Annotated in this window: 13 protein-coding genes; 6 read left to right on the forward strand and 7 right to left on the reverse strand. The window is 69.6% G+C overall.

Annotated features, from left to right (window positions below):
• Positions 1-48 precede the first annotated feature (48 nt).
• From FHR32_RS06130 to FHR32_RS06140, 3 genes are all read right to left on the reverse strand, one after another.
• On the reverse strand, positions 49-2,541 hold the full coding sequence (locus tag FHR32_RS06130; protein ID WP_184753396.1) for an ATP-binding protein: 2,493 nt from the start codon (positions 2,539-2,541) through the stop codon (positions 49-51).
• 188 nt (positions 2,542-2,729) lie between these two features.
• The gene (locus FHR32_RS06135; protein ID WP_184753397.1) at positions 2,730-4,196 is read right to left on the reverse strand and encodes a penicillin-binding transpeptidase domain-containing protein; all 1,467 of its coding nucleotides are present in this window, start codon (positions 4,194-4,196) and stop codon (positions 2,730-2,732) included.
• 100 nt (positions 4,197-4,296) lie between these two features.
• Entirely contained in the window at positions 4,297-4,659 is a 363-nt protein-coding gene (locus FHR32_RS06140) for a MerR family transcriptional regulator (protein WP_184753398.1), read from the reverse strand.
• On the opposite strand from FHR32_RS06140, the gene FHR32_RS06145 reads away from it, so the two are divergent.
• Complete coding sequence (locus tag FHR32_RS06145) at positions 4,646-5,131, forward strand: aldo/keto reductase (RefSeq protein WP_312882057.1); 486 nt, start codon at positions 4,646-4,648, stop codon at positions 5,129-5,131. The genes FHR32_RS06140 and FHR32_RS06145 overlap by 14 nt on opposite strands.
• On the opposite strand, the gene FHR32_RS06150 is transcribed toward FHR32_RS06145, so the two are convergent.
• Positions 5,028-5,684, reverse strand: a complete 657-nt coding sequence (locus FHR32_RS06150) for a TetR/AcrR family transcriptional regulator (RefSeq protein ID WP_184753399.1) — start codon at positions 5,682-5,684, stop codon at positions 5,028-5,030. The genes FHR32_RS06145 and FHR32_RS06150 overlap by 104 nt on opposite strands.
• A gap of 69 nt (positions 5,685-5,753) precedes the next feature.
• Here FHR32_RS06150 and FHR32_RS06155 point away from each other — a divergent pair, with 69 nt between their 5' ends.
• On the forward strand, positions 5,754-7,067 hold the full coding sequence (locus FHR32_RS06155; RefSeq protein ID WP_184753400.1) for a GH1 family beta-glucosidase: 1,314 nt from the start codon (positions 5,754-5,756) through the stop codon (positions 7,065-7,067).
• A gap of 4 nt (positions 7,068-7,071) precedes the next feature.
• Here FHR32_RS06155 and FHR32_RS06160 read toward each other — a convergent pair whose 3' ends face one another.
• Positions 7,072-7,884 (reverse strand): aldo/keto reductase, encoded by an 813-nt coding sequence (locus tag FHR32_RS06160; RefSeq protein ID WP_184753401.1) that lies wholly within the window; start codon positions 7,882-7,884, stop codon positions 7,072-7,074.
• Between the two features lie 369 nt (positions 7,885-8,253).
• Here FHR32_RS06160 and FHR32_RS06165 point away from each other — a divergent pair, with 369 nt between their 5' ends.
• From FHR32_RS06165 to FHR32_RS06175, 3 genes are read left to right on the forward strand one after another with little or no spacing between them, the layout of a single operon-like run.
• On the forward strand, positions 8,254-8,652 hold the full coding sequence (locus FHR32_RS06165; protein WP_184753402.1) for a hypothetical protein: 399 nt from the start codon (positions 8,254-8,256) through the stop codon (positions 8,650-8,652).
• Positions 8,653-8,673: 21 nt separating this feature from the next.
• Entirely contained in the window at positions 8,674-9,990 is a 1,317-nt protein-coding gene (locus FHR32_RS06170; protein ID WP_184753403.1) for a hypothetical protein, read from the forward strand.
• 24 nt (positions 9,991-10,014) lie between these two features.
• A complete protein-coding gene (locus FHR32_RS06175) occupies positions 10,015-10,251 on the forward strand; it encodes a hypothetical protein (protein ID WP_184753404.1) in 237 nt (78 codons plus the stop codon).
• 72 nt (positions 10,252-10,323) lie between these two features.
• Here the strand turns inward: FHR32_RS06175 and FHR32_RS06180 are convergent, their stop codons facing one another.
• A complete protein-coding gene (locus FHR32_RS06180) occupies positions 10,324-10,587 on the reverse strand; it encodes a type 1 glutamine amidotransferase family protein (RefSeq protein ID WP_184753405.1) in 264 nt (87 codons plus the stop codon).
• Between the two features lie 22 nt (positions 10,588-10,609).
• Entirely contained in the window at positions 10,610-11,521 is a 912-nt protein-coding gene (locus FHR32_RS06185) for a VldE C-terminal domain-containing protein (RefSeq protein WP_184753406.1), read from the reverse strand.
• 305 nt (positions 11,522-11,826) lie between these two features.
• On the opposite strand from FHR32_RS06185, the gene FHR32_RS06190 reads away from it, so the two are divergent.
• Positions 11,827-13,260, forward strand: coding sequence for an aldehyde dehydrogenase (locus FHR32_RS06190; RefSeq protein WP_184753407.1), 1,434 nt, complete (start codon positions 11,827-11,829; stop codon positions 13,258-13,260).
• Positions 13,261-13,276: the final 16 nt, after the last annotated feature.

A 13,276-nucleotide genomic window follows, 5' to 3' on the forward strand; every position in this document is an offset into this window, starting at 1 on the left:
TATCTATGCGGCCTCTGATGTGTAGACACGATGTGTAGCAGGGGCGCCTCAACTGCGGTTCTGCTCGATCACCCAGGTGGCCACCTGGGTGCGCGAGGAGAAGCCGAGCTTGGCCAGGATGTTGGCCACGTGCCGGGCCGCGGTCGCGGGGCTGATCACCAGCTCGTCGGCGATGGCCTTGTTGCTCAACCCTCTGGCGACCAGGCCGGCGATCTCCCATTCCCTGCCGGTGAGCGTGGTGAGCGGGGCCGCAGCCGGGTGCCTGCCCGCCATCATGGGCACGTCCGACTGCTCCTCGCCCTGCAGCGCGTAACGGACCGCCTGCTCCTGCGACAGCTCCTGCCCGTGCGCCCAGAGCTGGGCGACCAGCGCGTCACCGAGCCGCATCCGGGCCGGCTGGAGCAGCTCCTCCATCCGCGCGCCGAAGCCGGACGGGAGAACGGCGCCGCTCATCGCGCTCCGGATCGCGGCGGAGGCTCCCGCCAGGCGCACCGCCCTGCGGTCGTCCTCCTCGGCCAGCGCGAGCTGCGCGAGCGTCTCGATCCGCCGGGCCACGCCGAGCCGCTGGCCCGTCCCCTGGCAGAGCCGCAGGCTCTCGATCAGCCTGATCCGCGCGGTGACGAGATCTCCCTGGGCCAGGGCGATCCGGCCCAGCCCCGACAGGCAGGTGATGGTCTGCCAGTGGGCGGTGATGTCCTGGAGCAGGTTGAGGGCCTGCTCGTAGTAGGTGCGGGCCTCCGCCAGATCGCCCCGGAGCCAGGCGACCTGTGCCAGGCCGATGAGCGCGACCGGGGCCGCCCAGTGGTTGTCGAGCTCGTGCGCTATGGCGAGGGCGGCCTCGAAGGACCGCCGCGACTCCTTGGCCCGGCCCTCGGACAGCGCGAACGTCCCCTCCATGGAGCGGACCACCATCTCATGCCACGGGTCGTCGACCCGGTGCACGGCCTCCAGCGCCTTGTCCAGGAAGGATCTGGCCCGTTCGGGCCGCCGCTGGTAGATGGCCACCCAGGCGAGGATGGCGAGCGCCCCGCTCAGCGGTCCGTGCAGGCCCGTCGCCCGGCACAGCTCGGCCGCCGCCGTACAGGCGGCCTGCGCGGTGCCGGGGTCGCCCTGGCCGAAGGCCACCTGCCCGCGCAGCACGAGGGCGTCGGCGCGCACGCTCGGCGTCAGCTCCGCCGGCTCCCATGCCAGCAGACGGTCCAGCCACTCGTCTGCGGGGGTGAACCGGCCGCCGGCGATGATCGGCCAGCGGAGCAGGACCAGCAGGTGCAGCGCGCTCTCCGGGTCGTCCGCCTCGGCCGACCAGCGCACCGCCGCCCACACGTTGGCCTGCAGCTCGTCCAGCAGGATCAGCATCGGGGAGATCTCCGCCCAGGTCGGACGGGGGCGCCGGACGATGGTCTGGTGGATGCGGCCGGCGATCTCGATCATGTGGTCCCGGTGCAGCCGCCTCAGCGCCGCCTCCTCGCCGGAGGTGTCGAGCTGCTCGGCGGCGTACTGGCGGATCGTCTCCAGCATCCGGTAGCGCGTCTCACCCGCGACCTCCGCGTCCGCCAGCACCAGGGACTTGTCGACCAGGTCGCAGAGTACGCTCAGGATGTCGTCGCCCCACAGGCCGTCGCCCGCGCAGACCTGCTCGGCCGCCTCAAGCGTCCATCCCCCGGTGAACACCGCCAGCCTCCGCAGCAGGATCCGCTCGGGCTCCTTGAGCTGCTGGTAGCTCCAGTCGACGGTCGCGCGGAGCGTCTGGTGCCTGGCCGGGGCCATCCTGTCGCCGGTGGACAGCAGCCGGAACCTGTCCTGGAGCCGGGCGTGGATCTGCTCCACGGTCAGCGCCCTGCACAGCGCGGCGGCCAGCTCGATGGCGAGCGGCATCCCGTCGAGCGCCTCGCACAGACCTGCGATCTCGGCGGTGTTCTGCTCGGTGACGGCGAACCCGCGCGAGGCGGCGGCGGCACGGTCGACGAAGAGACGCACGGCCTCGCCGCCGGTGGGATCGTGGACGTCGGTCCGGGGCAGCGTGAGGGGCGGCACCCGCCACACGGTCTCCCCCGCCACCCGCAGCGGCTCCCGGCTGGTGGTGAGCACGCGCACCCGCGGGCAGACGGTGAGCACCGCCCGGCAGAACCGGGCCGACTCCTCGATGAGCGACTCGCAGTTGTCGATGATCAGCAACAGGTTCCGGTTGCCGAGCGCGTCGATCAGCGTGTCGGCCAGGGGACGCGACGGCTCTGCCTTCACACCGAGCACGGCGGCGACCCGGGGGGCGATCAGGTCGCCGCGCACGGCCTCCGCCAGCTCCACCAGCCAGACGCCGCCGGAGAACTCCGCCGCCACCTGGGCGGCCACCCGGATCGCCAGTCTGCTCTTACCGATGCCGCCCGCTCCGCACAGGGTCACCAGCCGGGCGACGCCCAGCAACTCGACGAGCTCCTCCACGTCACCCTCGCGGCCGACGAAGGCGTTGGGCTCAAGAGGAAGATTGCCACCGGTAAGGGGGGCACCTCCGGGAAGGGGCACGTGCGCGGTGTCCTGTGTCATCGGCTCTTAGGGGGAGGTCGCGGACTGGCCTTCACAGAGAGTGTGGCACCAATTACCGCGCCGTGCCCAGCCTTAGCCCCATTTCGCACACCCGGATTGCCGGGACTGAGGCCGACAAGTTGGCGCGCCAGGTTCGCGCGATCTGCTTGCCAGAGGGTGCGAACCCTGAGCGGCCCGTACGGCTCCCGTCAGCTGGAACTCCCCAGCAGGGCGTGCATGACGGCCCTAGCGATGGGGGCCGCCACCTGGCCGCCCGCTCCACCACCCTCGACGACGACCCCCACGGCCACCCGGGGGCCGGCTGCCGGGGCGAAGCCGGTGAAGACCGCGTGGTCGCGCCCGGAGGCGGCGTTCTCCGCGGTGCCGGTCTTGGCCGCGACATCGATGCCGGGGAGGGCGGCGGCCTCGCCGGTGCCGCCGGGCCGGGTGACGGTGACCATCATCGCGGTGAGGCGGTTGGCCTCGTTCTCGTCGAGCGTGCGGCGATACCGCGACGGCTCGGCGTCACTGACCACAGTGCCGTCGGCGAGGCGGGTCTCCGCCACGAGGTAGGGACGCATCAGCACGCCGTCGTTGGCGATCGCCGCCGACATCATCGCGACCATGAGCGGGGTGACCCGGTCGTCGAACTGTCCGAGCGCCGACATCGCGGTCTGCGCCCGGTCCATTCCCGGCGGATAGACGCTCCTGGCCACGGGCATGGGGACGGCGAGGTCGTCGTCGTTGAATCCGAACGCCTCGGCCTGCGCGCGCAGCACGTCCTGGCCGAGGTCGATGCCGATCTTCGCGAACGGGGTGTTGCACGAGACCTTGAAGGCGTAGGCCAGCGGCGGGTTGCCGTCACCGCAGGTCGCTCCGCCGGAGTTGCGCAGGTAGGTGTCGGTGCCGGGGAGGCGGAGCTCGGCGGGGGCGCCGACCTTGACGGTCGGGGTGTACCTTCCCGAGCTGAGCGCGGCCGCACTGGTGACGACCTTGAAAGTGGAGCCCGGCGGATAGTTCTGCTGGAGTGCCCGGTTCAGCAGCGGATTGGCCGGATCCCCCTGGAGCCGCCTGTCCGCTCTCTCCAGCTGGGCGCCGTCGAAGGTCGTGTAGAGGTTCGGGTCATAGGAGGGGGAGGAGACCATCGCCAGGATCGCGCCGGTGACGGGGTCGATCGCGACGACGGCCCCGGGGCGGCCGGTGGCGCGCAGCGCCTCGTAGGCGGCCCGCTGCGCCCGGCTGTCGATGGTCAGTTCGAGCGTGGCTCCGCCCTCGATGCCGTTCACCAGCGAGCGGACCTTCACCGGGGGGTCGTCTCCGGACAGCGCGGCGCCCTCGGCCGCCTCGAGGCCGGCCTGGCCGTACAGCGAGATGTATCCGCTCACCGCGGCGTAGAGCGGACCCTGGGGGTAGACCCTGCGGTATCTGAACCGGCCGCCGTCGATCCTGCGGCTGGTCGCGAGGACGGTGCCGTCGCCGAGCACGATCTCGCCCCTCGGGTTGTCGAATCGGGCGATCATGATCCGGTGGTTGCGCGGATCGGCGTTGAGCCGGTCGGCCTGGAACGCCTGGATGAAGGTCACTTTCGCGAGGAGCGCGAACAGCATGACGCCGCAGATCAGGGCGGTGCGCCGGAGAGGGATGTTGATCCGGCGGGCCCGCGGTGCGGCGGCCATGAGCCCCCTCCCCCGATCCCGCTGCCGGTCACTGGCCTACCGGTCTAACAGCCGGACAGGAAAGGGAGGGCCGCCCGGGGGCAAAGCGGCCGTGCGACTTCTAGCCGACCACCGTCCGGTAATACCCGATCTTGTGCTGGATCGCCGTCTGCTGCTCGCGCAGGTTGGCCACCTGGGCCTGCACCCGCCGGTCGTGGGCTTCCAGCAGGGCGATCCGGTCACGGATCGTGTGGTCGCCGGCCCTGACCAGCTCGGCGAAGCGGAGCATCTCCGCGATCGGCATCCCGGTGTCTCGCAGACAGCGGATCGTGCCGAGCCAGCCGACGTCGTCCTGGGTGAACCTGCGCTGCCCGGCCGCGTTGCGGCTGACCCGCTCCAGCAACCCGATCCGCTCGTAGTAGCGCAGAGTGTCAAGGCTGAAGCCGGTCTCCTCGACCACCTGTCCCGGTGTGTACACGCTCACGTCTGCAGCATCCCACCTGGAGTCCACTCAAGGTCAAAGCGAGCCGGCCATCGGCCGGTGGCTGGCCGCCCGGGGCAACCGCGACCGGGTCGTGCTGAGCACCAAGTGCGGCGCCCGGCCGACGGTCCCCGGCGACCGGACGCTTGACTCCGCCGAAGGACTGTCAGCCGCCGCGATCGGGCAGGCCGCCGAGGGCAGCCTGCGGAGGCTGGGAACCGACCACATCGATGTGTACTGGGCCCACATCGAGGACCGGTCGGTCCCCCTGGAGGAGACTCTCGGCGCGTTCGCCGAGCTGGCCGGGGCGGGCAAGGTGCGCGAGATCGGGGCGAGCAACAAGGGAACCGGCCGCTCCCGGAGGGGGTGGGTCAGCTCTGCGGCAGATGGTCGGAGAGGTAGCGGCGGACCAGGTGTTTGCACTCGGCGATCAGCTCGGGGTCCCCGTCGGGCCGGGAGCGGAAGGCGAGCTTGAGCACGGCGTCGGCCGCCTCGACCGCGACGACCAGAGCCCGGTCCAGTGCCGGCCCGATCGGGGCGCCGAGCAGCTCGACGGTGATCGCGCGGAGCCGGTCGGCCACGATGACGTTGTTCTCCAGCGCGGCGTCGAGCATCCGCTCGGTCCCCTTGACCGCCGGGCCGCCCGGCGAGGTGAGCACCTCGCCGAAGTCGACGACGGCGAACCCCGGTGTGGTCCGTTTCATCGCGACGAACTCGTCGATCGACAGGTCCACCACCTCGGTCCAGTCCGAGAGTCGCAGGGCCGAGAGCCGGGCGGTGATGCGGCCGAGGAACGCCTCCAGGTTGCGCAGCGCCAGTGCCCGCACCAGCCCCTGCTTGTCGGGGAAGAACTGGTAGAAGGTGCCGATCGGCACCTCCGCACGCCGCGCGACCTCCTTGGTGGTCAGCGCCTCGTATCCCACCTCGTCCAGCAGCCGCGCGCACTCGTCCAGCATGCGCTGGACCCGCTCCAGGCTCCGCCGCTGGGCGGGGCGGCGGCGTAGCGTCCCCCCGGAAACGTTCGTCATCACTCCATCATCGCCTATGCGGCCCGCCGGGGATTAACATGAGTGATACTCACACCACTGGGAGGCCGCATGTTCCTCTGGGGTACGGCTACCGCGTCCTACCAGATCGAGGGAGCCGCCGCCGAGGACGGCCGGGGCGTCTCGACCTGGGACACCTTCACCCGCGAGCCCGGCCGGATCCGTGACGGGCACACCGGTGACGTGGCCTGCGACCACTACCACCGCTGGCCCGAGGACATCGCGCTGATGGCGGGGCTCGGAGCGACCTCCTACCGGTTCTCCATCGCCTGGCCCCGCGTCCAGCCCGACGGCAGGGGCCCGGTCAACCGGGCGGGCCTGGACTTCTACGACCGGCTGACGGACGCGTTATGCGAGCGGGGCATCGTCCCGGCGGCCACGCTGTTCCACTGGGACCTGCCCCAGCCCCTGGAGGACGAGGGCGGCTGGCTGAACCGCGAAACCTCCCACCGGTTCGCCGAGTACGCCGCCGTGGTGGCCGACCGGCTCGCCGACCGGATCCCCATGTGGATCACCTTGAACGAGCCTTTCGTGCACATGGTCTTCGGCTACGCCCTGGGCAACCACGCGCCCGGGAGGGCCCTGCTCCTGGACGCTCTCCCGGTCGCCCACCACCAACTGCTCGGGCACGGCCTGGCCGCGGCGGCCCTGCGCGAGCGGGGTGCGGAGAAGGTGCTGATCACCAACAACTGCACGCCCGTCTGGCCGGCCTCCGCCGACCCCGCCGACCTGGCCGCCGCCGACGCCTACGACACCCTGCACAACCGCCTGTTCAACGACCCTGTGCTTCTTGGGAAATACCCCGATTTATCTGCATACGGAGTGGGTCTCGACTGCGTCCGGGACGGCGACCTCGACCTGATCGGCACCCGCCTCGACGGCCTCGGGGTCAACTACTACAACCCCACCCGGATCGCCGCCCCCACCGGCGAGGGCCTCCCCTTCGCCGAGACGGGCATCACCGGCTACCCCACCACCGCCTTCGGCTGGCCGGTCGTCCCCGACGGCCTGCGCGAGCTCCTCACCGGGCTGAAGGCCCGGTACGGCGACGCCCTCCCACCCGTCTACGTCACCGAGAACGGCTGCTCCCAGCCCGACGTGCCGGGCCCGGACGGAGTGGTCGACGACCAGGAGCGCATCGCCTACCTCGACGGCCACATCAGGGCCGTCGAGCGAGCTCGGGCCGAGGGCGTGGACGTGCGCGGCTACTACGTCTGGTCCCTGCTGGACAACTTCGAGTGGGCCGAGGGCTACCACCAGCGCTTCGGCCTCGTCCATGTCGACTTCGCCACCGGAGAACGCACTCCCAAGGCCTCCTACCACTGGCTCGCGGAGCAGATCGCGGAGCGCGAGGGGACCCGGTAGGGCCTCAGCCGTTGAAGGTGTCGGGGTCCGGGCCGGTGCGGTCGCCCTCGTCCAGCCGGGCGATCGCCGCCATGTCGTCGTCGGTGAGGGCGAAGTCGAAGACGTCGATGTTCTCCCTGATCCGTGCCGGGGTGACCGACTTGGGGATCACGACGTTTCCGAGCTGGACGTGCCAGCGCAGGACGACCTGAGCGGGGGTCTTGCCGTACCGGCCGGCGATGCCGGTGATCAGCGGGTCCTTGAGCGCGGCCCCCTGGGCCAGCGGGCTCCACGCCTCGGTGACGATGCCGTGCCGAGCGTGGAAGCCGCGCAGCTCGGCCTGCTGCAGGCCCGGGTGGAGCTCGATCTGGTTGACCGCCGGGACGACGCCGCCCTCCTCGATGAGACGCGTCAGGTGGGCGGGCTGGAAGTTGGACACGCCGATGGCACGGACCCGGCCGTCGGTCAGGAGCTTCTCCATCGCCTTCCAGGTCTCGCCGTACAGGTCTCTCGCCGGTGTGGGCCAGTGGATGAGATACAGGTCGAGCTGGTCCAGGCCCAGCTTGGCGAGGCTCGCGTCGAAGGCGGACAGGGTGGAGTCGTAGCCCTGGTCGCTGTTCCACAGCTTGGTGGTGACGAACAGCTCCTCGCGGGGCAGGCCGGAGGCGGCCAGTGCCTGGCCCACTGCGCGTTCGTTGCCGTAGGCCGTGGCGGTGTCGACGCTCCGGTAACCGGCATCGAGCGCGGTGGTCACCGCCCGGGCGGTCTCCTCCTCGGGCACCTGGAACACGCCGAAGCCGAGCTGGGGCATCGAAACGCCGTTGTTAAGAGTGATCATCTGTAGCTTCCCCCCTTAGGTGGCGTCAGCAAATACACGTCTGTGCAATAGTTGCACACGCTCGACAATGCCCTATACGCCAGAGAGAGTGCCCAGACAGAGGAGGAGGTACCACGCAGCAGGACACTCGTACCGTCAAATATCTGGAAATTTCACTGCATGTGGCTCGGCCGTCCGGTGGCGGATATCGGCGACGAAGTCCGATCTAGGCCTGTTTTCTGTACGACATAGAGCTGTTCCAGTAAGCTCAGCGATCAACCGGTCCCGCTGGGGGCGTGGGCGTCGAGGCGTCCTGCGGGTTGCCGGTAAGGGGGGCAAGGTGCGTCAGTGCTGTTGCGCTTGCCTTGGGCGGCCGTGTGGAGGTGCACTGTGGCGGATCCTGACAAGTATCTGGCCGGAGACAGCAGCTGGCTGACGACGCCGTGGCCCGGGCTCGATCCCAAGAAGGACGAGATTGAGCACAACCCCACAAAGCTCAAGAACCTCGCGACGGATCTTCAGAACATGCTGACCCGCCTCCAGGGCACCGAGACCGGCTCCCTCAGTGACGCGAGCATGCGCACCACCGTCATGGCGCTGAGCACCGTGACCGAAGACTGGCCGGCGGGCAAGTTCCTCTTCGACGCCATGGAGAAGGGGAACAAGGAGTTCACGCACGTCTACCAGGAGATCATCAACAAGCTCGAGGCCGCCATCGTGCTGATCCAGGCCGGGGCGGGCATCTACGACGGCGCCAATATCGCCAACGGCGGCAAAGAGAACGTCTAAGCCCGCTGGAGGGGTGCTGGCATGGAGATTTCCAAGAAGACGCACTTCATCAAGACCGTCTGCGGCGACTTCAGCGTCAAGGGCGACCAGCCCGTGGCCAGGGTCAAGCAGATCATCGAGGGCCTGGACGGCCCCGCGATCGAGAAGGCCGGGAACGCCTATCTGGACGCGTGTTCCCTGCTGGCCGAGTGCCGGATCGCGGTCGAGAACGCCAGCAAGGCCATGGCCGACTGCTGGGGCGACAGAGCCTCGGTCGAGGCCCAGACCGCGCTGCGGTACATCCACTCGACGGTCCGCGAACTCTCGGACAAGGGCAACATGATGGGGCGCCCCCTGGAGTCGCTCGGCAAGGCCCTGCCCGCCTACAAGGAGACCGGCGAGGGCGGGTTCGCGCCCTCGTGGAGCGAGAACACCTACACCTTCAACGACGACTGGGACGACTTCTACGACACCAAGGACGGCGTGAAGTGGGGGTCGCAGAACGACCTCGCCAAGAAGCACCTCGAGGCGCTGAACGCGGAGGTCCAGAAGTGGCACAACTTGCTCCCCGACTCGCTGCGCAAGGAACTGCCGAAGATCGAGCCGCCGACCGCCCCCGACCCCCACTACAAGACGCCGCCCTACCCCACCGGCGACCACTACAGCAGGAGCACCCCCTACGGGGGGAACAACTATGCGGGTCCGGCCTCCCATACCGTAGGGAACGACTCCGATCCTTTCGGGGCGGGCAACCAGCCCGGGGACGGGAGTTCGGACCCCTCCGGGGGGCTGCCGTCCGGGCAGAAGTATCCGGACGGGACGCCGGGGGCTGACGGATCGGGTGCGGGCGGTGCCGCCCCCTCCGGCGGGGCGAACGATCCCTCCAACGGGACGGGCGACCCCTCCGGGGGCCTGACGGACCCCACGAAAGGCCTGACCGACCCCTCCGGCGGAGTGAACGACCCCACCAAGGGTCCCGGCGCCGACGACTCGCGGTCCACCAACCTCGCGGAGTACACGCAACCCACCGGGCCGGACAGCACGGCCAACCCGTATCAGAACACCTCCACCTCCAACCCCCACAAGGATCCGACCACCACCGTGACACCGACGACCTCCCCCACCACCACGGGCGGCGGTGGCACCAGCACAGGCGGCGGAGCGGGCGGAGCGGTCAATCCTGCCAGCGCGCGCGCCGCGGGCATGAACGGCATGAACGGCATGCCGATCGGCATGGGTGGCATGCCGAGCAGTGCGGGCCAGGAGAGTCAGGAGCAGGAGACCCAGACCTGGCTGCACCAGGACGATGACGTGTGGACCGGGGACCACACCGGCGTCGTCAGCCACACGATCGGATAGCGCACCGGATCCCACGGCTGTCCGATGGCTGCGTTGTGGGCCGCCTGCCTGCCCGCGCCGGTTCTCGTCGCGTCCGTCCCGCTGGTCCGGCGCATCGAGGCCGTCGCGCTGTCCGAGCTGCTCGAGATGCATGTCCGCGACCGTGCGGACCGGCTGTATCTGTGGGCGCCGGCGCGGACGTCGTGCTCATGGATGTCCGCATGCCGTACATGGACGGGCTCGTCGCGACCCGGGAGCTCCTCCAAGGGGAGGAACCCCTGATCTCAGATGTCCGTCAAACCGGATCAAGCCCAGCTACGCCTTGCACGTGATAAACCGCCACCCCCTATGAGGTCAGGCATCCCTCAGGAGGGAGCGCACCAGCTCAGTGATCTCTGCGGGAGCGGTCCTTGGCGTCCCTGCGTTGAACGGTGGCTGCGGCGCGTATTCCAACCCGAGCTGGATCGCCATGGCCATATCCTCGCCCGCCAGCAAGGATGCGAGGTAGAGCGCCATGTCGATGCCGGCCAGCACCCCGCCCGAGGTTATGATCTTGCCGTCTCTGACGAAGCGTTCGTTGACCGGCTGCGCCCCGAACTCCGCGAGTAACACGATCACCGCAGGTCAGGAGTCTGGCGGGTCAGAACATCGAGATGTGGACGTGGTCCATGTGGTTGGCGGTGTTGCCGCCCCGGTTGGACATCATCTTCCAGCCGGCGCCGGTCCGGACGTCGTAGTAGCGCTGCTGCCAGATGATGTACATGACCCCGATCCGAGGGCCGTTGGTGATCGCCCACTGGGCCAGGCGGTCGCCGCGCTCCTTGGCCTCGGTGGTCGGGAGCCGGCCTCCGCTGCTCATCATGAAGTCGCAGGCCCGGCCGCTGCCGTGGTCGCCCGGGTCGCCGGGGCGCAGGCAACCGTAGCTGTAGGGCATCGGGAAGGTCTGCAGCACCAGGTTGCGCATGGCGACCGTGCGGGCGGTCAGGCCGCCGCTGCCGGAGGGGGTCTGGAAACCGTACTTGGCCAGGAGCCCCTCGATCCGGACCCGGTCCTTCTTGAGCTTGGCGATGTCGTCCTTGAGGCTGACGACCTTCGCCTCGGCGGACTTCTCCGCGGCTTTGGCTTTCTTGATCAGTCCCTGGATCCGGTTGAGCTGGACGGCACGCTGGTTGGCCAGGTAGGACATGGTCGCCGCGTGGCTGAGGACGAGACCGGCGTCACCGTCGAAGCTCAGCAGGTTGGTGTCGTCCATGGAGCCGCTCATGTAGGAGGTCTGCGCGAAGCGGATGATGTCGGCCTCCGCGGTGGCCAGCGCCGCCTTCAGGCGCTTGGCGCTGGTGGCGGCCTTGCTGGCCTGGACCCGGGTCTCCTCCAGGCTCTGCACCTGGCCTCGGAAGTCCTTGTTGAGCTGGCTCGCCTCACGGGTGAGCTTGCGGAGCTCGGCCTCGGGATCGGGCTTGGCCGCGCGCTGGACGGCGGCTCCGGCCATGACCGGGGTCAGGAGCAGCAGGGCGAGCACGACGCCCAGCGTGGCCGAGCGAGTCGATCTCACGCTTCGCTCACCTCCGAGGCCCCCTCATGGACGGAGCGAAACTATAGAAGACGATCTTGACGACTGCCACCGAAACGGCGGAACTCGTGCACCTTTGATGAACTATCTACCAGTCTGTGAAGTCTTAGACAAATGCCGCGAACGGAATCGTCACGCGGTGCGTCCCTCTCTTGCCGCCATAGGCAGAACATGATTCGGTTTTAGCGGCGGCGGCCCTTGTGAAGCCCTTCTGCGAGTACGAGACTGTCCAAGCAAGCATTGGTTCACATACTCACTCCAGCTCCCCCACCAGGAGGCAACGCATCATGCGCCAGCACGACACGCTGTTCATCGGGGGCGACTGGGTGGCCCCCGCGGGCACCGGGACCATCGACGTCGTCTCGCCCCACACCGAGGAGGTCATCGGCCGCGTCCCCGACGGGACGCCCGCCGACATGGACCGCGCGGTGGCCGCCGCGCGCCAGGCGTTCGACCACGGCCCCTGGCCCCGGATGACGATGGCCGAGCGCGCCGCCGTCGTCGGCAGGCTCGCCGAGATCTACGCGGCCCGGCAGCCCGAGATGGCGGAGATCATCACGCTGGAGATGGGCTCCCCGATCACCTTCTCCCACATGGCCCAGACCCCTCAGCCACTCGGGATGCTGCAGTACTACGCCGAGCTCGGGAAGACGTTCCCCGTCGAGGAGGAGCGGCCGGGCACCTTCGGTCCGGTGACCGTCCGCCGTGAGCCGGTCGGCGTGGTCGCCGCCGTGGTCCCGTGGAACGTCCCCCAGTTCGTCATCATGATCAAGCTGGCTCCGGCCCTCGTCGCGGGCTGCACGGCCGTGGTGAAGCCCGCACCCGAGACCCCGCTCGACGCCTATCTCCTGGCCGAGATGGTCAAGGAGGCGGGCATCCCCGAGGGTGTCGTCAACATCGTCGCCGCGGGACGCGAGACCGGCGAGCACCTGGTCTCCCACCCCGGCGTGGACAAGGTCGCCTTCACCGGCTCCACCGCGGCCGGCCGCCGCATCGCCGCGATCTGCGGCGAGCAGCTCAAGCGGTGCACCCTGGAGCTCGGCGGCAAGTCGGCGGCGATCATCCTGGACGACTGCGACCTGCCCTCGGCGATGGGCTTCCTGTCGATCGCCTCGCTGATGAACAACGGCCAGGCGTGTGTCGCCCAGACCCGCATCCTGGCCTCGCGCAACCGCTACGACGAAGTCGTGGACGCGGTCGCGGGGATGGTCAGGGGCATGCCGGTCGGCGACCCCGCCGACCCGGCGACCGGCATCGGCCCGCTCGTCGCCAAACGGCAGCAGGAACGCGTCGAGGGCTACATCAAGATCGGCATCGACGAGGGCGCCAAGCCTGTCGTCGGAGGCCTGGAGCGCCCCCATGACCGGGGCTGGTACGTCGCCCCGACCGTCTTCGCGGGAGCCACCAACGAGATGCGCATCGCGCGTGAGGAGATCTTCGGCCCGGTCCTGACCGTGATCCCCTACGAGGACGAGGCCGACGCGGTCCGGATCGCCAACGACAGCGACTACGGCCTGCACGGGACGGTGTGGACCGCCGACACCGACCACGGCATGGACATCGCCCGTCAGGTGCGCACCGGCTCCTACGGCATCAATCTCCTGATGGTCGAGAACAGCTCCCCGTTCGGCGGCTTCAAGGGCAGCGGCCTCGGCCGCGAGCTCGGCCCCGAGGGGCTGTCGGCCTACCTGGAGTACAAGTCGATCGCCCGTCTGGGCTGAGGACCCTCCCGTCGTG

The sequence above is a fragment of the Streptosporangium album genome, assembly GCF_014203795.1.
Lineage (GTDB): Bacteria > Actinomycetota > Actinomycetes > Streptosporangiales > Streptosporangiaceae > Streptosporangium > Streptosporangium album.